Origin of the sequence: Actinophytocola sp. (assembly GCF_035942955.1) — a bacterium.
Classification (GTDB): Bacteria; Actinomycetota; Actinomycetes; order Mycobacteriales; family Pseudonocardiaceae; genus DASYTH01.
In genome coordinates, this window is sequence record NZ_DASZCQ010000261.1 from 1 (window position 1) to 21,832 (window position 21,832).

The following is a 21,832-nucleotide window of genomic DNA, read 5'->3' on the forward strand; positions in this document are numbered from 1 at the left end:
ACGCCGAGCGGGCCGCGGGCGCGCGCCGGGCGGACCTCGACCGCCGCAACGACGACGCCACCAACCGGGCCGCCGCCGTGTCCTCGGAGCTGCGTGAGTTTCTCACTGAGACTAACTCCGCGGTCGTCGCGCAGCAGCGCACCCAGCAGGAGCGCAATGCCGCGACCGCCGCCAACTGGCGGTCCTATCTGGACCGGCTCAAGGCCCTCGGCATCGTCCCGCCGAGCGCCGGGCAGCTGCGCGACCCGGCCCGCCTGCCGGCCGGGCTGGCCCCGCTGCCCGGGTCCGCCGGCCCCCAGCCCGGGGTGGCCCAGGTGACACTGCCCTCCGGCGAGCGGATCCTCGTCCTGCCCGCCGAGACCATCGCCGCGGTCAGCGCCGCCGTCGACGCCCTCGGCACGCCCTACGTGCCCGGCCAGGACGCCGTGGGCCCGGCCGCCTACTCGTGCGACGGCCTGATCCGCGCCGCCTACGCCGCGGGCGGCCGGTCCGTGCCGGCCTCCGCCGCCGATCAGCTGGCGTCCCTCACTCCGGTCCCCGCCCCCGACGCCCAACCCGGCGACCTGGTCTTCCTCGGCCCCGCCCGGTACGGCGTCCAGGGCGTCGGCATCCTGCTCGACCAGCACACGATGCTCGTCGCCGACGCCCGGCTGGCCGGCGTCGTCGTCGCCGACCTGCCCGCCGGCGACACCGTGCTCGGCATCGCCCGCCCAGCTCTCCCGCCGCGTGCTCCGGAGCCCGTGCCCCGGCCGTCCGACGGCGGCCTGACATGGCGCTGCGGCGGCGTCGAGCTGCCCCCGCGGGCCGCGGGGGAGGCCGCCGGCGCCTGGGGCGGTTACCCCAACGGTTTCATCCCGCTGACCGCGCTGTGCTCCATCGGCCTTGCCGGCCACGCCCTGCGCTGCGACGCCGCGCAGGCCTTCCGGGCGATGAGCGCCGCCTTCGCCGGGTCCTTCGGCCGCCCGCTGTGCGTCACCGACTCCTACCGCACCTTCGACTCCCAGGTCCGCCTCTACGGGATCAAGCCCGCGCTGGCCGCCATTCCCGGCACCAGCAACCACGGCTGGGGCCTGGCGGTGGACCTGTGCGGCGGCGCGCAGTCCTACGGCACCCCCGAGTACGCCTGGCTGGCCCGGTTCGCCCCGACCTTCGGCTGGTCCAACCCGCCGTGGGCGCTGCCCGGCCGGGGCCGCGAGGAGCCATGGCACTGGGAATACGTCGGCTGACCAGCCACAGTGTCAGATTCAACGTGAGGGCCGGGCTGGAAGCACTACTCGTCGTCGTCGGCCGGCGGCTGGCAGACACCGACCCCTCGGCGAGCCTTCGGCCCGGCCTCGGCGCCGGTAAGCCCTCACAGGCGGGTGCATGTCTGGCCGGCGTTCGAACATGTGACCGGAATTGTCGGTGGGGCGGCCTAGCCTGCGTGGCAGTGAAGGACCGTGCAGGAAGGAACCGCCATGTCTGCTCTGATCGTCGACTGTGACACCTGCGTCGTGCGGGGTCTGTCATGCCAGGACTGCGTCGTCAGCGTGCTGCTGGGGGCGCCCCCCAACGTGGAGCTCGACCCGTTCGAGCGGCGCGCCATCGACGTGCTCGCCGGAGCCGGTCTCGTGCCCCGACTACGGCTCATCCCCACCGAACCGGAGGAGAAAACTGCTTGACCAACCGCCGACACGCCCGGACGAAAACTGTCCATCGGTGAGCGGTCGGCAGCAGTCGACGAGCGGCACACGACCAGGTGAACGGGGGTGTAGCGGCGGTCACAGGCCGCAGTTGGTACTGCTCCAACGGGGTGTTCGCGGACGTTCGTCGCGTTTTTCGACGGGTCCGGTAGACGGGTTGACTCACGTTTCGTAACCTGTCCGAGATCTCGCGGCCGACGGCCGTCTACCCCGAGGACGGCGACGCGGGATCGCCGCTGATTCAGCCTTGTCGGGAGGCTGGACCGGAATCCCCCACGGTGGGGTGGAGCCCTGCAGCATGCGGGCTCGCCCCGTCAGCGGTCCGATGCCGAAGGAGACACCCGCCGACGTGGCGTCGCATCGAACGAAGCGCGCAGTCCGTGGAGCCGTCAGCATCTCCGCCGTGATCACGGCGGTGAGCTTCTCCCCCGTCCCGGCGCTCGCGCAGCCACCAGCCCAGCCCCCGCCCCCGAACAACGCGTCCGAGGCCCTCGCGCAGTACAAGGAGATCTCGGAGCAGGCGGAGAAGGCGAACGAAGACCTGCTCGCCGCCAAGGACGCCTTGGTGGCCCGGCAGGCCGACCTGGACAAGGCCACCGCCGACCTCGGCGTGGCCCAGCAGGCCGAACAGGCCGCCAAGGCCGAGGAGGAGAAGTTCCGCGGCACCGTGGACGCGCTGGCCAGCGCCTCCTTCCAGGGCGCCCGGTTCAACAAGATCTCCGCGCTGCTGACCGGTTCGTCGCAGCAGGAGTTCCTGGAGCGCGCGTCGGCGTTGAGCGTGCTCGCCCAGGAGAACCGCGAGGTGCTGGACAAGTTCACCAGCGCGGTCGACGCGGCCGCCGCGGCCCGCAACAGCGCGCTGGACGCCCAGCGCCGCTCGCAGGAGGCCAGGGACGCGGCCGAGAAGCTGGTCACCGACATCAACAACGCGGCGGCCGAGCTGGAGACCCGCAAGGAGGAGGCAAGGAAGGCCTACGACCGGCTCAGCGGCAACGACCGCAAGGCCCTCGTTGGCGAGCCGGACACCGGCGTCTACCTCGCGCCCCCCGGCGTCGCCGGCCGGGCGATGGAGGTCGCCCTCGCCCAGCGCGGCAAGCCGTACGTCTACGGCGCCGAGGGCCCGAACTCCTTCGACTGCTCCGGGCTGACCAGCTACGCCTACGCGCAGGCCGGCCTGACCATCCCGCGCTCCAGCCGCCAGCAGTACACGATCGGCAAGCCGGTCGCGTACGGCGAGTGGCAGCCCGGTGACCTGCTCTTCTACGGCGGCAGCGCGGGCAGCATCCACCACGTCGCCATGTACATCGGCGGCGGCCGGATCGTGCACGCCTCCACCTCCGGCGTGCCGGTGAAGACCGACACCGTCGCGGGCGGCGGCAGCGACTACTTCGGCGCCAAGCGCGTCGCCGGATAGCTGGATAGGGGACACTTTCTCGGGGCCGGCGGTGCGACCGCCGGCCCCGAGTCGTATGCGCCGTACCATCCACTCCCGTGACCGACAGACCCGCCCTTCGCGCCGTCCTTGGTGCGGCGGTGGCCGTGGCCATCGTCGGGGGGATCCACCTGGTCGCGATGCCGGCGAGCGAGCCGGTCGCGCCGCCGCCGGCCGGGCCGGGGCAGCCGCTGGGGGGCGTCACACCGGCCCTGCCGCCGGTCGACCTGATCGACATCGATCCGGCGCGCGAGGAGTCGGTCACCGAGCTGCTGCGCCGCCGGGCCGACGCGATCATGCGGCGGGACGAGGGCGCGTTCCTGGCCACCGTCGACCCCACCGCGGACGCCGAGTTCGTCGGCAAGCAGCGCGAGCTGTTCGCCAACCTGGCCGGGGTCGCCTTCGACGAGTGGACCTACCTCCTGCACGCCGACGAGTCGATCGATCTCTCCGCCGTGCCGTTCCCGCCGGCCAGCCCCGGCACCGACGAGCTGTGGGCACCGGCGGTGGAGCTGCGCTACGCCCTGCGCGGCGCCGATCTGCTCCCGACCACCCGCGGCATGGGCTACCTGTTCGCCCGCCGCGGCGACACCTGGTACCTCCGCTCGGACACCGCGCTCGACGAGCTTGGCCGGCGCACCTGGCGCGGCCCGTGGGATTACGCGCCCTGCCTGGTGACCGCGACGCGAACCGGCATCGTGCTGGCCCACCCGGGCAGCGAGCCGATGGCCGAGCGGCTCGCCAAGGAGCTGGACGCCGCCGTGCAGGCGGTCAGCGCGCTGTGGGGGACCGGCTGGTCGCAGCGGGTGGCCCTGATGCTGCCGGACAGCGTCGCCGAGATGCGCTCGCTGGTCGGCCCGGACTTCCCGGTCGAGTCGGTGGTCGCCGTCGCGGTGGCCGACCGGGTGGACACCAAGCGGCGTACGGTCGCCGGGCAGCGGGTGGTGCTCAGCCCGTCGGGGTCGCGGGCGCTGTCGGTCGCCTCGCTGCGGGTGGTGCTGCGGCACGAGATCCTGCACGTGGCCGCCCGCGCCGACACCGTGGACGGCGCGCCGATGTGGCTGCTCGAGGGGTTCGCCGACTACGTGGGCTACCGGGACAGCGGCATCACGCTGCCGCAGGGTGCGCCGGATCTGACCGACGTGGTCAGGCGGGACGGGCCGCCGCAGTCCCTGCCGGACGACGCCGCCTTCCACGCGCACGGCCGCGACCTCGACCTGGCCTACCAGCAGGCCTGGTCGATCGCCCGGTACGTCTCCGACCACTACGGGGAGGACCGGCTCGTCGCGCTCTACCGCAAGCTCGCCGGCGCCGGACCCGCGTCGGCAAGCGACACCGACGAGATCCTGCGCCAGGTGATCGGCCTGGACCGGGCCGGGCTGATCGCCGGCTGGCGGCAGTACCTGCTGGACACCATCGGGTGAAACGGCCCCGGGTAGGGTGCACGGAGTGCCGAGAACCCTGCTGGTGACCAACGACTTCCCGCCTCGACCGGGCGGGATCCAGTCCTACCTGCACGCGCTGGCCACCCGGCTGCCCGGGCACGACCTGATCGTCTACGCGCCGTCCTGGGAGTCGGGGACCGGTTCGCACCGCGAGTTCGACGCGGCCCAGCCGTTCGCGGTGGTGCGGCATCCCGGCACGCTGATGCTGCCGACACCCGTGATCGCAAGGCGGGCGAGCGAGATCATCCGGGCCGAGCGGTGCGAGTCGGTCTGGTTCGGCGCCGCCGCGCCCCTCGCCCTGCTGGCGCCGCGGCTGCGGGCGGCCGGGGCACGCCGGATCGTGGCGAGCACGCACGGCCACGAGGTGGGCTGGTCGATGCTGCCGGTCGGCCGGCAGGCGCTGCGCCGGATCGGGACGACCACCGACGTGGTCACGTTCGTCAGCCGCTACACCCGCTCCCGGTTCGCCTCGGCCTTCGGGCCGATGGCCGCGCTCGAGCACCTTCCGTCCGGAGTAGACATCGAGCAGTTCCAGCCGGACCGTTTGGGGCGCAAGGAGATCCGCGAGCGATACGGTCTCGGCGACCGGCCGGTGGTGGTGTGCGTTTCCCGGCTGTGGCCGCGCAAGGGCCAGGACATGCTGATCAGGGCGCTGCCGGTGATCCGGCGCCGGGTGCCCGACGCGGCCCTGCTGCTCGTCGGCGGCGGCCCCTACCAGGGCAGGCTGATCGCGCTGGCCGAGCAGCTCGGCGTGGCCGGGCACGTGGTGCTCACCGGCCGGGTCCCCTGGGCGGAGCTGCCCGCCCACTACGTCGCCGGCGACGTGTTCGCCATGCCCTGCCGCACGCACGGCCGCGGCCTCGACGTCGAGGGCCTCGGCATCGTCTACCTCGAGGCGTCCGCGTCCGGCCTGCCCGTGGTGGCCGGCCGCTCCGGCGGCGCCCCGGAAACCGTCCTGCCCGGCGTCACCGGCCACGTGGTCGACGGCCGCCAGCTCGACCAGATCGTCGACACCGTCGGCGGCCTCCTCGTCGACCCGGACCGCGCCGCCACCCTGGGCGAAGCCGGCCGCCGCTGGGTCTCCGACCACTGGCGCTGGGACCGCATCGCCGCCCGCCTGTCCGCCCTCCTCGACGGCCGGCTCGCACCGCCGCTCTAGCCCCGGTCCCGTGGTGTGCAAAGAGGCCGCGGGCCAGACCACTGCAACGATCGGGTCCGCGGATCGCGCGACACATCGATCCCCCGTGGGCGGCCACCATACGGATAGACCGTCCGACGACGATGAACCGCCCTGTATGCCCGCACAGTCACGTCATCCCGCGTACTCGGCTCGGTCGCGGCAATGCGCCGGAGGCCTGGCCGTTGGCACCGGGTCGCCGGGTCTCCGACAGATTGCCGGGGTTGCACGATGGTTGCCGGACCCGACCCGGCGAGTGTTTCCCCCGGCGAGTTCGTCAGCTCGGGTCCGGCAATGCCGGTGGACGGATCACCGGGGATGAGCGGCGGCCCGCGCCGCGCGCTCGGCGCGGCCCGCCCCCCATGCGCGTTCCCGACCCGCCAACTTGGTTTCTTACCGCGGGACCGCCCAGCTCTCGATGGCGGAGAAGTCCTCGACCGGCGCGGGTGTGGGCTCGGGCACGGGTGGCACCAGTAGCTGCAGGAGTTCATCTCCGGCAAGGGGTTCGAGGGTGGTGATGCCTTCGGCGAGGGCGGTGGCGGAGGCTTGGAGGGTGAGGCGGTGGATTTCCGATGCCAGGTGGGTGGGGGCGAGGCGGAGGGCGGCGTCGGTGAGGTCGAGGCCGATCAGCTGACCGTCGAGGTTGACGGTGACCGAGATGCCGTGCTCTGTTGCGCGGGCGGTGATTCGGGCGAGGCGGTCGAGCAGGCCGTCGGCGCGGTCGTCGAGTGCGGCGCTGGCGGCGATCAGCTCGTCGATGGTCAGGGTGGCCGGGGCCATCAGACCCTCCAGGTGGGCGGGGTGGTGGTTTCGACCCGCTCCGCCAGGTCGGGGTCGGTGGGCAGGCCGATGATCGTGAGCGCGTCGGCGAGGGCGTGCCGGGTGCGCTGGTTGGCCCGCGCGGTGGCCTCGGCGACGGCGTCGAGGATGGTTGTGGCGAGGGTGCGGGCGCCGAGGGCCGTCGCGCGGTCGGAGAGGGTGAGGGCGGACAGGGCGCCGCCGGGGTGGACCTCGACGGTGACGGGTCCGCGGCGGGCCGTGCCGGTGATCTCGTGGTTCATCGGGGGTGGACTCCGCCGTAGAAGGTCGAAGGGGACAGGGTGTGGGGCACCCGCTGGACCCGGTCGCTGGAGTTGCCCTCGATCAGCGTGACCGTGTTGCCGTGCACGGATTCCACGATCCCGATGTGGGTGCTGGTGCTGGTGCTCTGCGGGCCGGTGCCGAACAGCAGCACGTCGCCGGGGCGCACCTCGTCGAGGTGCTTGCTGTTGTACGCCAGGCCGTGGCGCTGGCCCCAGGTGTAGACGTCGCCGGTGAACGGCAGGATCGGAATGTCCACACCGGACTTTCGCCAGACCCAGGTGGCGAACGACGAGCACCAGGCGGCCGCGGGGCCGTACTTGTTGCTGTTGCCGGGACCTTCGTGGTAGCCGAGTTGGCTCCGCGCCACCTTCTTGATCTTGTTTCGCAGGCCGGACCGGGTCTTCTGGTTGCCACCGGGGTGCTTCGGCCGGCGGTCCGGGCGTTTGTCCGGGCGCCGCTCGCGCCGCTCACCCTGCCGGCGCCGGCGCTGCGGGTCGACGATGCCGTCGTGCTCGACGGCGCGCTCGAGGGCCGTCAGCTGTTTGGCCGACTCCCGCAGCTGGTGCTGCGCCGCGCCGAGGTGCTTGGCGGATTCGCTGGTATAGGTCCGTACCAGGTCGACCACCTGACCCACCGCGCGCACCAGCGCCGCTTGGGCGCCCGCGCCCTTCACCGCGAGCCCGGCGTCGAGGGCCTGCGCCGCCTTCGTCGTGTACTCCTCGACCAGCCGGACGACCGCTCGATGGTTACCGTCCACAGCGGACGCCGCGGCCGCGACGATCTCCGCGCCGCGGCCGGCGGACGTCGCGGTGACGTCCAGCGATCGGGTCATCCGCCGGGCCCGCCGGTCGAACGCGGTGGCGTTGGCGCCGGTCCAGTGGCTGGTCGCGGTGGCGGCGCCGGCCTTGTGCTCGTCGCGGTGCTCGGTCAGCGCCGTCGCGGCGGCGGTGAGCGCCTCCTGGGCCAGCAGCGCGTCCTCGGCCTTGCCGGCGAGCCGGTTGCGGTGCTCGATCAGCTGACCGGCGACCTTGCGCGCGATGAGCCTGGTGTCCAACGTGACGTCCTTACGTGAGCAGGTTCATGAGGTCCTCGGCCAGCTCCTGGTCGTCGCGGCGGTAGCCGCGCGCGGTCTTGGCGACCCCGTCGCTGAGCTTGTCCGCGTTGCGCGCCACGCCGTGCACCTGGTGCTCGAGCGCGCCGGCGAAGCGGTTGAGCGCGGCCGCGAAGCCGGTCTCCTTGCCGATCTTGCCGAAGCCGTCCTCGGCGATCGTTTGCACCGAGTTGATCTTCCGCTTGGCCAGCCGGTGCAGCTCCTCGGCCAGGTTCCTTGTCTGCCGCACGTAGCCGGTGAGCTCGTCGGTGGCAATGCTGAAGCCCTGTTCCACGCCGCTCACGATGGCGGGTCCATGCGCGGCGCGGCCACCGGTCGTGCACGGGTGAGCAGCGGGGTTGCTCAGACGGAGTGGACCGGGATCCCGATGCCGCGGAAGAAGTGGCCGAGCCGTTCGGGCACCGGCGCCCCCACGGCGACCACCGACGTGCACCGCCCGCCGAGCGCGACCCGCAGCTTGGGGTAGACGAACTTGCTTGCCATCAGGTGCTTTCCACGCAGCGTCACGGCCGGTCCGAACCCGTCGAGCGCGCGGCTGAACTCCACCGCGACGGCCTCGGCGGCGTCGAAGAACCGGCCCCGGTCCTCGGCGTGTGCCCGGCGCCGGGCCGCGTCGTGCACCTGCGCCAGCAGCGCCGGCTCGGTGACCACCACGGTCGGCCGGAACGTGCCGAGGTCGGCCAGCGGGTCGTCGGCATTCGGGCTGTGCGCCAGCGTGGTTCTGGTGTACACGCAGCACAACGCCATGACCCTGGCCACCACGTCGGTCAGCGGCACCCGGATCAGCATCGAGTTGCCGGCGCCGAACCACCGGTCGGCATGCCGGGCGATCGTCGACCGCACCCGGCCGAGCAGCGCGCGGTGCGACAGCGTGCCCGGCCCGTCGGGGCCGTAGACCAGCGTCGCGACGTCGTCGCTGCGCACCCCCAGCCGCCGGGCGTGCGCCTCGGCGTCGTCGACCCGCCGGCCAAGCTCGGTCAGCTCGGCGCCGAGCCGCCACACCGGGATCTCGGTGCGCGGCCGCACCAGCTCGCGGTGCGCCTCGGTCTCCACCACGACCGCCCTGGCGTCCGAATCGGACAGGATGAACGCGGCCCGCTCGGCCGGCGCCCCGTCGGTGATCGGCACCGTGACGCAGCCCGCGGCCCAGATCGCGAAGTCGATCAGCGACCACTCGTACCGGGTGCCGCACAGCAGCCCGATCCGGTCGCCCGGCCGCATCCCGGCCGCGATCAGTCCCTTTGCGACGGCCAGCACCTGGGCGGCGAAGTCCCGCGCGGTGACGTCCAGCCAGGAATGATCAGCCCGGCGGCGAAAGCTGATCGCGTCCCCGAACCGCTCCGCGTTCGCCCAGACCATGTCGGTCAGGCTCTCCTGATCGGTGACCGACACCCCAGCACTAGGCACGCACCGTAACCTACAACTGTCACAGTTCAACATGAGGGCAGGGCTGGCAGCGCTACTCGCCGTTGTCGGCTGGCGGTTGGCGGACACCGACCCCTCGGCGAGCCTCGGGCCGGCCTCGGCGCCGGTAAGCCCGCACAGGACAACCTATGCTGGCCGCGTGCCCGATCTGGACGTCGTCGACGAGACGTTTCTCGCCGTGCCGCCGAAGCAGGTGGCCGCGGTGTTCGCCGAGCCCGCGACCTGGCGGCGGTTCTGGCCCGACCTCGAGCTCGAGGTCTACGCCGACCGCGGCGACGAGGGCCTGCGCTGGACCGTCCGCGGCGCGCTGGTCGGCACCATGGAGGTCTGGCTCGAGCCGATGCTCGACGGCACGGTGCTGCACTACTTCCTGCGGGCCGACCTGCCCGCCGCCCCGCCCCGCCCGCGGGCGATGCGACGCGAGCGCACCCGCCGCCAGCTCGCCGCGAAGTCCGTGGCCCTCGACCTGAAGCTGGAGCTGGAGAACGGCCGCCGGCCGGGCTTCCCGCCGGACCTGACGTAGGGTCGGTGGACGTGCGCGTTCATGTGGTGTCCGATGTGCATGGCAATGCGGACGCCCTGGCCAGGGCCGGGCAGGGGGCCGACGCGCTCGTCGTGCTGGGGGATCTGATCGACTTCGTCGACTACCACGACCATTCCCGCGGCATCCTCGGTGCGGTGTTCGGGCCCGAGAAGGTGGCCACCTTCGCCAAGCTGCGCAGCGAGCGGCGGCACCACGACCTTGCCGCGTACGCCACCTCGCTGTGGACGAGCCTGACCGATCCGGCGGCCGTGGTCGAGGATGCCATCCGGGACCAGTACCGCACGCTGTTCGGCGCCATGACCGCGCCGACCTTCGCCACGCCCGGCAACGTCGACGCGCCCGCGCTGTGGCCGGAGTTCGCCGGCGAGGGGGTGCGGGTGCTGGACGGAGAGGTCGCCGAGATCGGCGGGCTGCGGTTCGGCTTCGTGGGCGGCGCGCTGATCCCGACCAACGTGATCAGGCGGCGGCGCGGCGGAGGGTTCCGGCCGTACCTGCGGACCGAGGAGGACTACGCCGCGGCGGTCGAGCGGCTCGGCGCGGTCGACGTGGTGTGCAGCCACATCCCGCCCGACGTTCCCGAGCTGACCTACGACGTGGTGGCCCGCCGGCCGGAGTACGGCTCGGCCGCGCTGCTGCGCCTGATCCGCCGGCACGCGCCGCGCTGGTCGGTGTTCGGTCACGTCCACCAACCGCTGGCCGAGCGGATGCGGGTGGCGCGCACCGAATGCGTGAACGTGGGCCACTTCCAGCGAACCGAGCGGCCGTACGTGCTGCGCTGGTGACCGGGTAGCCTCCCGGCATGGCCGATGAGTCCACTCAGTCGATCGTGGTCGATGCCCCGCCCGCGGCGATCATGGCGGTGATCGCGGACTTCGCCGAGTACCCGGAGTGGGCCAAGGCGGTCAAGAAGACCGAGGTGCTGGAGACCGGACCGGACGGCAAGGCCCAGCAGGTGCGCTTCACCCTGGACGCCGGGCCGTTCAAGGACGTCTACACGCTGTCCTACGACTGGGCCGACGACGGGCTGTCGGTGAGCTGGACCCTGGTCAAGGGCCAGATGCAGCGGGCCCAGGAGGGCACCTACCGGCTCACCCCGGAGGGCGACTCGACCCGGGTCACCTACACGCTGTCGGTGCAGCTCGTGGTCCCGATGATCGGCCTGTTCCGGCGCAAGGCCGAGAAGGTGATCATGGACACCGCCCTCAAGGAGCTCAAGCGCCGCGTCGAGGGCAACTAGGCTCCCGCCTTGCGAATCCTGCTGTTCACCGGGAAGGGCGGGGTGGGCAAGACCACCCTCGCCGCGGCGACGGCCGCCCGACTGGCCGCCGGCGGGCACAAGGCGCTGGTCGTGTCGACCGATCCCGCGCACTCCCTTGCGGACGCGTTCGGCGTACCGCTCAGTGCCGATCCGTCCGAAGTGGATAGTTTGCTGTTCGCGGCCCATGTGGACAGTAGGAGACTCGTCGACCAATCGTGGCGAGAGCTGCGGGCGCAGCTGAGGACCGTGCTCACCGGCGCCGGGCTCGACGAGCTGGACGCCGAGGAGCTCACCGTGCTGCCCGGCGTCGACGAGCTGCTCGCGCTCACCGAGGTGGCCCGGCTGGCCGGCACCGGCCCGTGGGAGGCCGTGATCGTCGACTGTGGACCGACCGCGGAGACGCTGCGGCTGCTCGCCCTGCCCGACGCGATCGCCGGCTATCTCAACCGGACCCACTGGAAAGGCGTTGCCGGCGCCGCCGGGCGGCTCGCCGCGCATCTCGCGTCGCTGCGTCGGCTGCTGGCCGATCCGGACGTCGCCGCCGTGCGGCTGGTGCTGACCCCGGAGCGGATGGTCCTCGCCGAGACCCGGCGCACGCTCACCGCGCTGGCCCTGCGCGGCATCCACGTCGACCGGCTGGTGGCCAACCGGCTGGTGCCGAGGGCGCGGAAATGGGGCGGGCCGGCGGCGAGCTGGCTGCGGACCCGGCGCGCCGAGCAGGACGCGGTGCTGGCGGAGCTGGCCGCGTCGACCCCGCTCCCGGTGCAGGTGGTCGAGCACCGGGCCGCCGAGCCGGTCGGGCGTGCGGCGTTGCTGGAGCTGGCCGCGGAGCTGTACGCCGGGTCCGAGCCACTGGAGCGCAGGCACGATCCGGCCCCGCTGCTGCGGGTGCGGACCGCCGGGTCGGGCTACGAGCTGACCGTCGCGATTCCGCTGTCCGACGCGGCGGACCTGGACCTGGCCAGGGTCGGCGACGACCTGGTGATCACCGTGGACGGGGTGCGCCGCCTCGTCGCCCTTCCGGTGCTGCTGCGGCGTTTCGCGGTCACCGACGCCGAGGCCGACGCGGGCGGGCTGGTGCTGCGGTTCCAGCCGGACGGGGCCGGGCGGTGACCGCCGCCGAGGGTCCCGGCTCGCGGCTGGTCGAGGAGCTGCGGCTGCTGCTCGACGCGGTGGCCGAGCGGGCCGGGCCGTGGCTGGACCGGGTCGCGGCCGGCGCCCACGACGAGCACGCCGACCTCGCGGGTGCGGGGACCTGGTGCCCGGTGTGCGCGGTGCTCGCGTTGATCAAGGGGGAGTCCTCCTCGGAGCTGGCGGCGCGCAGCCTGGAGCGGGCGGCCGATCTCGTGGCGCTGCTGCGTGCCGTGCTCGCCGACCGGTGGGAGCCCGGCGTGCCGCACATGCCCGGCTTCCGGCCGCCGCCGCGCCCGTCCAAGCGGGTCCAGCGGATTCCCGTGCGCCGCAAGGGAAAACCGGATTGAGGCGGACCATCGGCGTGGACGTCGGGGGCACCAGCGTCCGGGCTGGGGTCGTGGACCGCTACGGGACCGTGCTGGACACCGCGCGGGCGCCGACGCCGGCCGGGGAGGCCGCCCTCGAGGAGGCGGTCGCCGCGGTCGTCGGCGCCCTGCTGGCCCGGCACCGGGTGAGCGCGGTCGGCCTTGCGGTGGCCGGGTTCGTCACCGCCGACCACCGCTCGGTGATGTTCGCCCCGCACCTGGCCTGGCGCAACGCCCCGGTCGCCGACCGGGTGGCCGATCGGCTCGGCCTACCCGTCGTCCTCGAGCACGACACCAACGCCGCGTTGCACGCCGAGTACCGGTTCGGCGCCGCGCGCGGCGCCCGGGTCGCCGTGCTGGTCGCGATCGGCACCGGCATCGGCGGAGCGCTGCTGCTCGACGGCACCCTGTTCCGCGGCGCGCACGGCGTCGCCCCCGAGTTGGGCCACCTGTGCCTCGTGCCCGGCGGCCGACCCTGCTCGTGCGGCAAGTACGGCTGCTGGGAGCGCTACTGCAGCGGCACCGCGCTGTCCGCCACCGCCGTCGAGCTGCTCGCCCGGCACCCCGGCCGCTCCACCGTGCTGGCCCGCGAGGCCGCCGGCGACTCCCGCGCGGTGACCGGCCGCAAGGTGGCCGCCGCCGCCCGCGACGGCGACCCGCTCGCCAAGCTCGCCATGGCCGAGCTGGCCAGCTGGCTGGGCAAGGGCCTGTCCCTGGTCGCCGACATCTACGACCCGGAGATCGTCGTCATCGGCGGCGGCGTCTCCGAGTCGGCCCCGCTGTTCCTCGACGACGCCCGCGACCACTACAAGTCGACCATCACCGGCGCCGGCTACCGCCCCCTTGCCCGCATCCGCACCGCCCAGCTCGGCGACGACGCCGGCCTCGTCGGCGCCGCCACTCTCGCCGCCGAACTGGATTAGGGCCAGTTCGGTGAGGTCTTGGTCCTGCCAACCGCACCTCAGGGGACCGTGACGGCGCCCAGCGACAATCAACCTGGCACCCGCACCATCCGCTGGAACGCAACAACAGCAGTTAATTCCGGAGAGGCGGAACAGCTAGACCTGGGCGCCGTTGTCGGTGGGGGGTGTGCGGCGGATGCGGAGGAACAGCAGACCGAAGCCCGAGGTCAGGGCGAGCAGGGCGATGGGGGTGCCGATCCGGCGGTCCAGGCCGATGAGGTCGGGGATGAGGAGCAGGACGCCGGCCACGACGAGGAGCAGCGCCACGATCGTCAGCGGGCGCAGGCGGGGGAGTGGGGGTGGCTCGGGCGGGACGTAGTGCTCGTCGTCGGTGCCCCAGGACCAGTCCCACTCGGTGTCGTGGCCGCGCCAGGCCGCGATCGGGGCGGTGGGCTCGCCGAGGGGGGCGGTCTGCTCGCCGGCCGTCTCGATGCGGTCGGTGTCCTCGAGCGCGCTCGCCTTGAGCGGGTGGGTGAGATCCTCGGTACGTTCGGTGGCGTTGTCGAGGTCGGCCCCGAGACCCTCTCGCTCGAGGTCGGCCACGATCGCGGCGAACGCGGCGTCGACGTCCTCGGGTCGATCCGACACCTCGGCCTCCTCGCAGCACCCGGGCCGGTGGTTGGTGATGTGCCCATCGTCGCATGAACTCACCCCCGCTTGGCCAGTCGCCAGGGGATGTTTCGTTGTTATGTACCGTGTTACGTGTCCGGCTCGGGATTGTGCCAGGCAGTGGGCCTTCGTAGGCTCGTCGAGCGGACGGGGGTCGGTGGGACGAGAACGGGAGGCGCGTGTCGCGGTGCTGTATTGGCTCATGAAGCGGGTGTTCCTCGGCCCGCTGCTGCACCTGTTCTTCCGGCCGCAGATCGAGGGCGCGGAGAACATCCCTGACCAGGGCGGTGCGATCCTGGCCAGCAACCACCTCGCCGTGGCCGACTCCTTCTTCCTGCCGCTCAAGGTGCGCCGCCGGGTGACCTTCCCGGCCAAGCTGGAGTACTTCACCCAGCCCGGCATCAAGGGCAAGCTCAAGAAGTGGTTCTTCACCGGCTGCGGGCAGATCCCGATCGACCGCTCCGGTGGCGCCGCCGCACAGGCCGCGCTGGACACCGGCGTCCGCCTGCTGCGCGAGGGGCACCTGCTCGGCATCTACCCGGAGGGCACCAGGTCGCCGGACGGACGGCTGTACAAGGGCAAGACCGGGCTGGCCCGGATGGCGCTCGAGGCCAGGGTGCCGGTGATCCCGGTGGCCATGTTCGACACCGACAAGGTCAACCCGATCGGTTCGAAGATGTGGAAGCCGCACAAGGTCCGGATCAAGGTCGGCAAGCCGCTGGACTTCTCGCGGTACTACGGCCTCGCCGGGGATCGGTTCGTCGAGCGGTCGATCACCGACGAGATCATGTACGCGCTGATGGAGCTGTCCGGTCAGGAGTACGTGGACATGTACGCCGCCAAGGCCAAGGAGCTGATGGGCTTCGCGGCCACCGGCCCGCTGGTGCCGCGGCAGAAGTCGTCCGCCGACGCCGACCGGATCTCGGAGATCAAGGCGGGCTGAGGCTTCGCCGATGCGTTTCTTCTACGACACCGAGTTCATCGAGGATGGGGTGACCATCGACCTGGTGTCGATCGGTGTCGTCGACGAGAACGGGCGCGAGTTCTACGCGGTGTCCACCGAGTTCGACGCGTCCAAGGCCGGCGGCTGGGTGCGCGAGCACGTGCTGGCCAAGCTGCCGCCGCCGGCCGACCCGGCGTGGTGCGACCGCAAGACCATCCGCGAGCGATTGATCAAGTTCCTCAGCCCGCACGGCGAGAAGGTCGAGCTGTGGGCCTGGTTCGCCGCCTACGACCACGTCGCGCTCGCCCAGTTGTGGGGCGACATGCCGGCGCTGCCGAGGGCGCTGCCGCGGTTCACCCGGGAGTTGCGGCAACGCTGGGAGGACGTCGGCAAGCCGCCCCTTCCGGTACCGCCCGACGACGCGCACGACGCGCTCGCCGACGCCCGACACAACCTCGCCCGCTGGCGGGTGATCGAGGCCGAGCGCGTTCGCCGAGGATTTCCCGCCACTTAACCGGGGTCGGTTGCTGCACCGATCAAGCTGGTGGGACCCTGGCGGCGGAACAGCGTGGTTCAGTTTTGGGGCGAGTCTGTCTCGAGCCGCTTGATGGAGGATGGCGCACATGCGCGTTGGCTTGCTCACCGGTGGTGGTGACTGTCCGGGGTTGAACGCCGTGATCAGGGCGGTGGTTCGCAAGGGAATCGAGACGTACGAGTGGGACGTCGTGGGGTTCCGCAACGGCTGGCAGGGTCCGCTCGAGGGCAACCTGCGGCCGCTGGGGCTCACCGACGTCGAGGACATCCTGGCTAGGGGCGGCACGATCCTCGGTTCGTCGCGGACCAACCCGTACCGCGACGAGGGCGGTGTCGACCGGATCAAGGGCGTGCTGGCCGAGCACCAGGTGGACGCGCTGATCGCGATCGGCGGCGAGGACACCCTCGGGGTGGCCAAGCGGCTCACCGACGACGGCGTCGGCGTCGTCGGCGTGCCGAAGACCATCGACAACGACCTGGCCGCCACCGACTACACGTTCGGCTTCGACACGGCGGTGCACATCGCGACCGAGGCGATCGACCGGCTGCGCACCACGGCCGAGTCGCACCACCGAGCGCTGGTGGTCGAGGTGATGGGCCGGCACGCGGGTTGGATCGCGCTGCACTCCGGGCTGGCCGGCGGCGCCAACGTGATCCTGGTGCCGGAGCGGCCGTTCAGCGTGGAGAAGGTCGTCGAGTGGGTGAAGCGGCGCTTCGAGCGGCAGTTCGCGCCGATCATCGTGGTGGCCGAGGGCGCGGTCCCGGAGGGCGGCGCCGAGGTGCTGGCCCGCGGGGAGAAGGACGCGTTCGGCCACGTCGCGCTCGGCGGCATCGGGGCCTGGCTGGCCGACGAGATCGCCAAGCACACCGGCGCCGAGTCGCGGGCCGTGGTGCTCGGCCACACCCAGCGCGGCGGCACCCCCACTGCCTACGACCGGGTGCTGGCCACCCGGTTCGGGCTGCACGCGGTGGACGCGGTCCGGGACGGCGACTTCGGCGTGATGGTCGCCCTGCGCGGCACCGACATCGTGCGGGTCAAGCTGGCCGAGGCCACCGCCGAGCTGAAGACCGTGCCGCTGGAGCGCTACGAGGAGGCCGAGGTCTTCTTCGGCTAGGTAATGGACCAACGCGTGAGGTCTTGGTCCTGCCAATCGCAGCTCAGGGGTACCGTGACGGCACCCAGCCACAATCAACCTGACAACCGGACCGCTCGCTGGGACGCAACAACCGCATAAAAATCCCGGAGAGGCGGAATGGCCGACGAGTTGCTGTGGGCCGGGGCGGACGCGCAGGCGGCCGCGTTGCGGGACGGCGCGGTGTCGTCGCCCGAGCTGACCGCGGCGGTGCTGCGCCGGATCGAGGCGCTCGACCCGAGCCTGAACGCGTTCCGGATCGTCTACGCCGAGCAGGCCGGGCGGGCCGCGGCGGCCGCGCAGGAGCGGATCGACGCGGGGGAGCGCACGCCCCTGCTCGGCGTGCCGGTGGCGGTCAAGGACGACCTCGACGTCGCCGGCGACGTGACCGGCATGGGCGGGCGCCCGCAGTTCCCGCCCGCCGAGCAGGACAGCCCGGCCGTGGCCCGGTTGCGCTCGGCCGGCGCGGTGATCGTCGGGCACACGCGCACCCCGGACCGCTGCCTGTGGCCGTTCACCGAGTCGCTGACCCACGGCGCGACCCGCAACCCGTGGCACCTCGACCACACCCCCGGCGGCTCGTCTGGCGGTTCGGCCGCCGCGGTGGCCGCCGGGATCGTCGGCGTGGCAACGGGTTCCGACGGCGGGGGGTCGATCCGCATCCCGGCGGGGGCGTGCGGCATCTTCGGCCTCAAGACCACCCGCGGGCTCATCGACACCGGCCCGGAGGAGCACTGGCACGGGCTGGCGGTGATCGGCCCGCTCGGCCGCCGGGTCGCCGACGCCGCCGCCATGCTGGACGTGGTCGCCGACGTGCGGGCCGCGCTCGGCGACGGCGAGTCCGGCACCTACCGGGCCGCGGCCGACGCCGACCCCGGCCGGCTGCGGATCGCGCTGTCCTGGCGCACGCCGCTTGGCAACCCGCCGATGGAGGCGCAGCGCAAGCGGGCCGCCGAGGACGCCGCCGAGCGGCTCAGCGCGCTCGGCCACGACGTGGTCGTGGCCGACCCGCCGCTCGGCGCCCGGCCGTCCCCGCAGTTCCTGGTCCGCTGGCTGCGCGGGGTGGCCGACGACGTGGCCGGCCTGCCGCACCCGGAGTGGCTGGAGCCGCGCACCCGGCGGATCGCCGCGCTCGGCCGCCGAGTCCCGGACCGGACGCTGGCCTGGGCCCTGGCCGCCGAGTCCGATTTGGACAGTCGGATGCAGGGGTTCTTCGCCGACTACGACGTCATCCTGCAGCCCGGGTGGACCCGGCGGCAGCCGCGGATCGGCCGGTACCACGGCGCCGGGGTGGCCAACACGCTCGCCGGCGTCTCCATGGGGATCCCGTACTTCCCCACCTGGAACGTGCTCGGCTACCCGGCGGCCGCGGTGCCGGTCGGCCGCGACTCCGCGGGCCTGCCGATCGGCGTCCAGCTCATAGGCCCGGCCTTCTCCGAGCGGCTGCTGCTGTCCCTCGCCGGCCAGTACGAGCGCGCCCACCCGTGGACGGGCGACCGGCCCCCGCTGTAGTGCTCAATCACGAGCCGGCGGCCAGATCTCGGCGCTCTGCACGTACCGCATCGCCTCGATGAACTCGGGTGCCGCGGCCCGGCGCGCCAGCTCGTCGGCGTCCGGCTCGGCGACGCGCTGCTGGATCCACCAGAGGTTGCCAAGCGGGTCGCGTACCCGCCCGACCCGGTCGCCCCAGAACAGCTCGGTCAGCTCGGTCACCGGGGTGGCCCCGGCCGCCAGCGCCCGCCGGAACACCGCGTCGCCGTCTTCGACGTACAACCGGAGGAACCCCGGGGTGTCCGGCCATTCCGGGCGGGCGTCGAACATCATCACCACCGCGCCGCCGATCACCACCTCGGCGTGGCCGATGCTGCCGTCCTCGTTGTGCACGCGGGCCTTCTCCTCGGCGTCGAACGCCATCGTCACGAAGTCGATCAGCCGGGCGGTGTCCTTGGAGATCAGCCAGGGCGTCACGGCGGTGTAGCCGTCGGGAATCGGTTTGATCGTGTTCATGCCGGCCACGGTATCGGCCATGTAGGTCAGAATCTGTCCTACATCGCTGGCATTCTTGACGCCGTGAGTGAGACGTCGGCCCGGCTGCTCGCCCTGCTGTCCCTGCTGCAGACCCCGCGCGAGTGGTCGGGCGGCGAGCTGGCCGAGCGCCTCGGGGTCAGCCGGCGCACGATCCGCCGGGACGTCGAGCGGCTGCGCGACCTCGGCTATCCGGTGCAGGCCACGATGGGCGCCGACGGCGGGTACCGGCTGGGCGCGGGCGCGGCCATGCCGCCGCTGCTGCTCGACGACGAGGAGGCGGTGGCGATCGCGGTCGGCCTGCGCACGGCCGCCGCGCACGCCGTCGGCGGCATCGAGGAGGCGTCCGTGCGGGCGCTGGCCAAGCTCGAGCAGGTGCTGCCGTCCCGGTTGCGGTACCGGGTCGGCGCGCTGACCACCGCCACCGTCCCGATGCTGGCCTGGAACCGGCCGACCGTCGAGCCCGCAGCGCTGACCCTGCTGGCCACCGCCATCGCCAACCGGGAGCGGCTGCGCTTCGCGTACCGGGGCGCCGGCGGCGCCGAGAGCCGGCGGCACCTCGAGCCGCACCGCCTGGTCTCCGCCGGCCGCAGGTGGTACCTCGTCGGCTTCGATCTCGACCGCAACGACTGGCGGATCTTCCGGGTCGACCGGATCTCCGCGCCCGCGGCGACCGGAGCCCGGATCACCCCGCGCAAGCTGCCCGCCGAGGACGCCGCCGCGTTCGTCACACGCACGCTGTCCGGGCTCGCCCCGGTCTACCGCGCGGAGGCCACCCTGCACGCGCCGATCGAGCGGATGGCCGCCCGCCTCGGCGACGGCGCGGTCGACCTCGAGCCGATCGACGAGCACAGCTGCCGGCTGCGCGGCCACACCGACACCCTGGACTGGCTCGCGCTGCGGCTGGCGACGCTGGGCTGCGAGTTCGAGGTGCACGAGCCGCCCGAGCTGATCGATTACCTGCGGGCGCTCTGCGACCGGGTCAGCCGGGCGGCCGGTACGGCGGAAGGGCCCAGTCCCAGGCCGGCATCGGCGACTCGGCGGGCGCCTCGACGCCCGGCTGGGAGAGCATGACCGCCATCCGGGTGCCCCACTCCAGATAGCCCACGAACGACGCCCGGAACTCCGGGTCGTCCGGCAGCCCGACCTCGTCGGCGGTGTCCAGCAGCAGGGCCAGCCACCGCCGGCGATGCTGCTCGGTCAGCGCCCGGCCGAGGTGGCGCCTGACCATGTGGGCGTGCCCGCCGCGCGTGGTCGAGTAGTCCTTGGGCCCGCCGAAGACCTCGCCCAGCCAGGCCGCAACGTGCTCGGGTGCTCGGGATCCATGCCGGCGAACACCGGAGCGAGCAGGTCGTCGGCCCGCACCCGCTCGTAGAACCGCTCGAACAGCTTCCGCAGGGCCGCGGCGCCGCCCGCCCACTCGTACAGCGTCGGGGTCACGCGGAGAACGCAATCACCCCGGCCCGTCACGATCAAGTCATTACCTCCTACCCTTGGCATGTGAACTGGACCGTGGACGTGCCGGTGGACACGCTGCCCGAGCTGCCCCCATTGCCCCCGACGTTGCGAACCCGGCTCGACGACGCGCTCGCCCGGCCGGCCGCCCAGCAGCCGGAGTGGCCCGACCCGGAGCTGGTGCGCCAGGTCCGCACCGTGCTGGAGAGCGTCCCGCCGATCACCGTGCCCGCCGAGATCGACCGGATGCGCGAGCGGCTGGCCGAGGTCGCCCTCGGCGAGGCGTTCATGCTGCAGGGCGGGGACTGCGCGGAGACGTTCGCCGACAACACCGAGCCGCACATCCGGGGCAACGTCCGCACGCTGCTGCAGATGGCCGTCGTGCTGACCTACGGCGCGAGCATGCCGGTGGTCAAGGTCGGCCGGTTCGCCGGCCAGTACGCCAAGCCGCGCTCGAAGCCGACCGACCACCTGGGACTCCCGGCGTACCGCGGCGACATCATCAACTCGCTGGTGGCCACGCCCGAGGCGCGGGTCCCCGACCCCGGCCGCATGATCCGCGCCTACGCCAACGCCGGCGCGGCGATGAACCTGCTGCGCGCGCTCACCGCGGCCGGCATGGCCGACCTGAGCAACCTGCACGAGTGGAACAAGGACTTCGTGCGCATCTCGCCGGCCGGGCAGCGCTACGAGGCCCTGGCCACCGAGATCGACCGGGGCCTGCGGTTCATGGCGGCCTGCGGCGTGCAGGACAGCACCCTGCACACCACGGAGATCTTCGCCAGCCACGAGGCGCTGCTGCTGGACTACGAGCGCGCCATGCTCCGGCTGGACACCACCGGCGACGAGCCAAGGCTGTACGACCTGTCCTCGCACTTCCTGTGGGTCGGGGAGCGGACGAGGCAGCTCGAGGGCGCCCACATCGCCTTCGCCGAGCTGCTGGCCAACCCGATCGGCGTCAAGATCGGCCCGACCACCACGCCGGATCAGGCCGTGGAGTACGTCAAGCGGCTCGACCCGCACCGGGTTCCCGGACGGCTGACGCTGATCAGCCGGATGGGCCACGCCAAGGTGCGCGAGGTGCTGCCGCCGATCATCCAGGAGGTCACCGCCTCCGGGCACAAGGTCATCTGGCAGTGCGACCCCATGCACGGCAACACCTACGAGTCGTCCACCGGCTACAAGACCCGCCACTTCGACCGGATCGTCGACGAGGTCCAGGGCTTCTTCGAGGTGCACCGCCGGCTGGGCACCCACCCCGGCGGCATCCACATCGAGCTCACCGGCGAGGACGTCACCGAATGCCTCGGCGGCGCCCAGGACATCTCCGACGCCGACCTGCACGGCCGCTACGAGACCGCCTGCGACCCCAGGTTGAACACCCAGCAGTCGCTGGAGCTCGCCTTCCTCGTCGCCGAGATGCTCAGATCTTGATATCCGGCGTGTTTGCCGCTCACGTCGTCGTGTTGGCGTCGTGCGCGGCCAACACGACGACGCCAGGCGCAAACACAGCGA

General features: G+C 72.8%; 26 protein-coding genes. 17 read left to right on the forward strand and 9 right to left on the reverse strand.

Going from position 1 to position 21,832, the window contains the following annotated elements; translation table 11 throughout:
- From VGX25_RS26380 to VGX25_RS26400, 5 genes are all read left to right on the forward strand, one after another.
- On the forward strand, nt 1-1,226 hold a 1,226-nt coding region (locus VGX25_RS26380; protein WP_326920601.1), incomplete at its 5' end, for a D-alanyl-D-alanine carboxypeptidase family protein.
- 231 nt (nt 1,227-1,457) lie between these two features.
- Complete coding sequence (locus VGX25_RS26385) at nt 1,458-1,661, forward strand: hypothetical protein (RefSeq protein ID WP_326920602.1); 204 nt, start codon at nt 1,458-1,460, stop codon at nt 1,659-1,661.
- A gap of 424 nt (nt 1,662-2,085) precedes the next feature.
- Nucleotides 2,086-3,096, forward strand: coding sequence for a C40 family peptidase (locus VGX25_RS26390; RefSeq protein WP_326920603.1), 1,011 nt, complete (start codon nt 2,086-2,088; stop codon nt 3,094-3,096).
- Nucleotides 3,097-3,173: 77 nt separating this feature from the next.
- Nucleotides 3,174-4,538, forward strand: coding sequence for a peptidase MA family metallohydrolase (locus tag VGX25_RS26395; RefSeq protein WP_326920604.1), 1,365 nt, complete (start codon nt 3,174-3,176; stop codon nt 4,536-4,538).
- A gap of 25 nt (nt 4,539-4,563) precedes the next feature.
- Nucleotides 4,564-5,718: a glycosyltransferase family 4 protein gene (locus VGX25_RS26400; protein WP_326920605.1), complete on the forward strand. Its 1,155-nt coding sequence runs from the start codon at nt 4,564-4,566 to the stop codon at nt 5,716-5,718.
- A gap of 411 nt (nt 5,719-6,129) precedes the next feature.
- On the opposite strand, the gene VGX25_RS26405 is transcribed toward VGX25_RS26400, so the two are convergent.
- Genes VGX25_RS26405 through VGX25_RS26425 form a run of 5 tightly spaced genes read right to left on the reverse strand, consistent with a single transcriptional unit; the run spans nt 6,130 to nt 9,337 of the window.
- Complete coding sequence (locus VGX25_RS26405; RefSeq protein ID WP_326920606.1) at nt 6,130-6,516, reverse strand: hypothetical protein; 387 nt, start codon at nt 6,514-6,516, stop codon at nt 6,130-6,132.
- The gene (locus VGX25_RS26410; protein ID WP_326920607.1) at nt 6,516-6,797 is read right to left on the reverse strand and encodes a YbaB/EbfC family nucleoid-associated protein; all 282 of its coding nucleotides are present in this window, start codon (nt 6,795-6,797) and stop codon (nt 6,516-6,518) included. The genes VGX25_RS26405 and VGX25_RS26410 overlap by 1 nt, the downstream gene beginning before the upstream one ends.
- Nucleotides 6,794-7,873: a CHAP domain-containing protein gene (locus VGX25_RS26415; protein ID WP_326920608.1), complete on the reverse strand. Its 1,080-nt coding sequence runs from the start codon at nt 7,871-7,873 to the stop codon at nt 6,794-6,796. Before VGX25_RS26415 ends, VGX25_RS26410 begins: the two co-directional genes overlap by 4 nt.
- A 10-nt stretch (nt 7,874-7,883) precedes the next feature.
- Entirely contained in the window at nt 7,884-8,213 is a 330-nt protein-coding gene (locus VGX25_RS26420; protein ID WP_326920609.1) for a hypothetical protein, read from the reverse strand.
- A 59-nt stretch (nt 8,214-8,272) separates the two neighbouring features.
- The gene (locus tag VGX25_RS26425; RefSeq protein WP_326920610.1) at nt 8,273-9,337 is read right to left on the reverse strand and encodes an AMP-binding protein; all 1,065 of its coding nucleotides are present in this window, start codon (nt 9,335-9,337) and stop codon (nt 8,273-8,275) included.
- Between the two features lie 157 nt (nt 9,338-9,494).
- Between VGX25_RS26425 and VGX25_RS26430 the strand changes: the two genes are divergently transcribed.
- The 6 genes from VGX25_RS26430 to VGX25_RS26455 are packed head-to-tail and all read left to right on the forward strand — an operon-like array spanning nt 9,495 to nt 13,579.
- The gene (locus VGX25_RS26430) at nt 9,495-9,878 is read left to right on the forward strand and encodes a polyketide cyclase / dehydrase and lipid transport (RefSeq protein ID WP_326920611.1); all 384 of its coding nucleotides are present in this window, start codon (nt 9,495-9,497) and stop codon (nt 9,876-9,878) included.
- Nucleotides 9,879-9,889: 11 nt separating this feature from the next.
- Complete coding sequence (locus VGX25_RS26435; RefSeq protein ID WP_326920612.1) at nt 9,890-10,681, forward strand: metallophosphoesterase family protein; 792 nt, start codon at nt 9,890-9,892, stop codon at nt 10,679-10,681.
- 17 nt (nt 10,682-10,698) lie between these two features.
- A complete protein-coding gene (locus VGX25_RS26440) occupies nt 10,699-11,136 on the forward strand; it encodes an SRPBCC family protein (RefSeq protein WP_326920613.1) in 438 nt (145 codons plus the stop codon).
- Nucleotides 11,137-11,145: 9 nt separating this feature from the next.
- Nucleotides 11,146-12,270: an ArsA family ATPase gene (locus tag VGX25_RS26445; protein ID WP_326920614.1), complete on the forward strand. Its 1,125-nt coding sequence runs from the start codon at nt 11,146-11,148 to the stop codon at nt 12,268-12,270.
- The gene (locus VGX25_RS26450) at nt 12,267-12,638 is read left to right on the forward strand and encodes a hypothetical protein (RefSeq protein ID WP_326920615.1); all 372 of its coding nucleotides are present in this window, start codon (nt 12,267-12,269) and stop codon (nt 12,636-12,638) included. Before VGX25_RS26445 ends, VGX25_RS26450 begins: the two co-directional genes overlap by 4 nt.
- Nucleotides 12,639-12,652: 14 nt before the next feature.
- The gene (locus tag VGX25_RS26455; protein WP_326920660.1) at nt 12,653-13,579 is read left to right on the forward strand and encodes an ROK family protein; all 927 of its coding nucleotides are present in this window, start codon (nt 12,653-12,655) and stop codon (nt 13,577-13,579) included.
- 135 nt (nt 13,580-13,714) lie between these two features.
- Here the strand turns inward: VGX25_RS26455 and VGX25_RS26460 are convergent, their stop codons facing one another.
- Nucleotides 13,715-14,206 carry a hypothetical protein gene (locus tag VGX25_RS26460; protein ID WP_326920616.1) on the reverse strand — a complete coding sequence of 164 codons (492 nt, stop codon included), beginning with the start codon at nt 14,204-14,206 and terminating at the stop codon, nt 13,715-13,717.
- Nucleotides 14,207-14,414: 208 nt separating this feature from the next.
- On the opposite strand from VGX25_RS26460, the gene VGX25_RS26465 reads away from it, so the two are divergent.
- From VGX25_RS26465 to VGX25_RS26480, 4 genes are all read left to right on the forward strand, one after another.
- On the forward strand, nt 14,415-15,170 hold the full coding sequence (locus VGX25_RS26465; RefSeq protein WP_326920617.1) for a lysophospholipid acyltransferase family protein: 756 nt from the start codon (nt 14,415-14,417) through the stop codon (nt 15,168-15,170).
- 10 nt (nt 15,171-15,180) lie between these two features.
- Nucleotides 15,181-15,684 (forward strand): polyadenylate-specific 3'-exoribonuclease AS, encoded by a 504-nt coding sequence (locus tag VGX25_RS26470; protein WP_326920618.1) that lies wholly within the window; start codon nt 15,181-15,183, stop codon nt 15,682-15,684.
- A gap of 109 nt (nt 15,685-15,793) precedes the next feature.
- Nucleotides 15,794-16,819, forward strand: a complete 1,026-nt coding sequence (locus VGX25_RS26475) for a 6-phosphofructokinase (protein WP_326920619.1) — start codon at nt 15,794-15,796, stop codon at nt 16,817-16,819.
- Nucleotides 16,820-16,957: 138 nt separating this feature from the next.
- Nucleotides 16,958-18,349 (forward strand): amidase family protein, encoded by a 1,392-nt coding sequence (locus tag VGX25_RS26480; RefSeq protein WP_326920620.1) that lies wholly within the window; start codon nt 16,958-16,960, stop codon nt 18,347-18,349.
- 3 nt (nt 18,350-18,352) lie between these two features.
- Here VGX25_RS26480 and VGX25_RS26485 read toward each other — a convergent pair whose 3' ends face one another.
- Nucleotides 18,353-18,844: a VOC family protein gene (locus VGX25_RS26485; protein ID WP_326920621.1), complete on the reverse strand. Its 492-nt coding sequence runs from the start codon at nt 18,842-18,844 to the stop codon at nt 18,353-18,355.
- A 63-nt stretch (nt 18,845-18,907) separates the two neighbouring features.
- Here VGX25_RS26485 and VGX25_RS26490 point away from each other — a divergent pair, with 63 nt between their 5' ends.
- Entirely contained in the window at nt 18,908-19,936 is a 1,029-nt protein-coding gene (locus tag VGX25_RS26490; protein WP_326920622.1) for a YafY family protein, read from the forward strand.
- Here the strand turns inward: VGX25_RS26490 and VGX25_RS26495 are convergent.
- Both VGX25_RS26495 and VGX25_RS26500 read right to left on the reverse strand, forming a co-directional pair.
- Nucleotides 19,845-20,153 carry a hypothetical protein gene (locus VGX25_RS26495; RefSeq protein WP_326920661.1) on the reverse strand — a complete coding sequence of 103 codons (309 nt, stop codon included), beginning with the start codon at nt 20,151-20,153 and terminating at the stop codon, nt 19,845-19,847. The genes VGX25_RS26490 and VGX25_RS26495 overlap by 92 nt on opposite strands.
- Nucleotides 20,063-20,302 carry a hypothetical protein gene (locus VGX25_RS26500; RefSeq protein WP_326920665.1) on the reverse strand — a complete coding sequence of 80 codons (240 nt, stop codon included), beginning with the start codon at nt 20,300-20,302 and terminating at the stop codon, nt 20,063-20,065. Before VGX25_RS26500 ends, VGX25_RS26495 begins: the two co-directional genes overlap by 91 nt.
- 60 nt (nt 20,303-20,362) lie before the next feature.
- Between VGX25_RS26500 and VGX25_RS26505 the strand changes: the two genes are divergently transcribed.
- On the forward strand, nt 20,363-21,751 hold the full coding sequence (locus tag VGX25_RS26505; protein WP_326920623.1) for a class II 3-deoxy-7-phosphoheptulonate synthase: 1,389 nt from the start codon (nt 20,363-20,365) through the stop codon (nt 21,749-21,751).
- Nucleotides 21,752-21,832: the final 81 nt, after the last annotated feature.

Bases quoted from the DNA above. Each gene is read 5' to 3' on its own strand.
- VGX25_RS26440 (WP_326920613.1), top strand. From the start codon at position 10,699: ATGGCCGATGAGTCCACTCAGTCGATCGTGGTCGATGCCCCGCCCGCG.
- VGX25_RS26480 (WP_326920620.1), top strand. From the start codon at position 16,958: ATGGCCGACGAGTTGCTGTGGGCCGGGGCGGACGCGCAGGCGGCCGCG.
- VGX25_RS26485 (WP_326920621.1), bottom strand. From the start codon at position 18,844: ATGAACACGATCAAACCGATTCCCGACGGCTACACCGCCGTGACGCCC.
- VGX25_RS26475 (WP_326920619.1), top strand. From the start codon at position 15,794: ATGCGCGTTGGCTTGCTCACCGGTGGTGGTGACTGTCCGGGGTTGAAC.
- VGX25_RS26405 (WP_326920606.1), bottom strand. From the start codon at position 6,516: ATGGCCCCGGCCACCCTGACCATCGACGAGCTGATCGCCGCCAGCGCC.
- VGX25_RS26410 (WP_326920607.1), bottom strand. From the start codon at position 6,797: ATGAACCACGAGATCACCGGCACGGCCCGCCGCGGACCCGTCACCGTC.
- VGX25_RS26470 (WP_326920618.1), top strand. From the start codon at position 15,181: ATGCGTTTCTTCTACGACACCGAGTTCATCGAGGATGGGGTGACCATC.
- VGX25_RS26385 (WP_326920602.1), top strand. From the start codon at position 1,458: ATGTCTGCTCTGATCGTCGACTGTGACACCTGCGTCGTGCGGGGTCTG.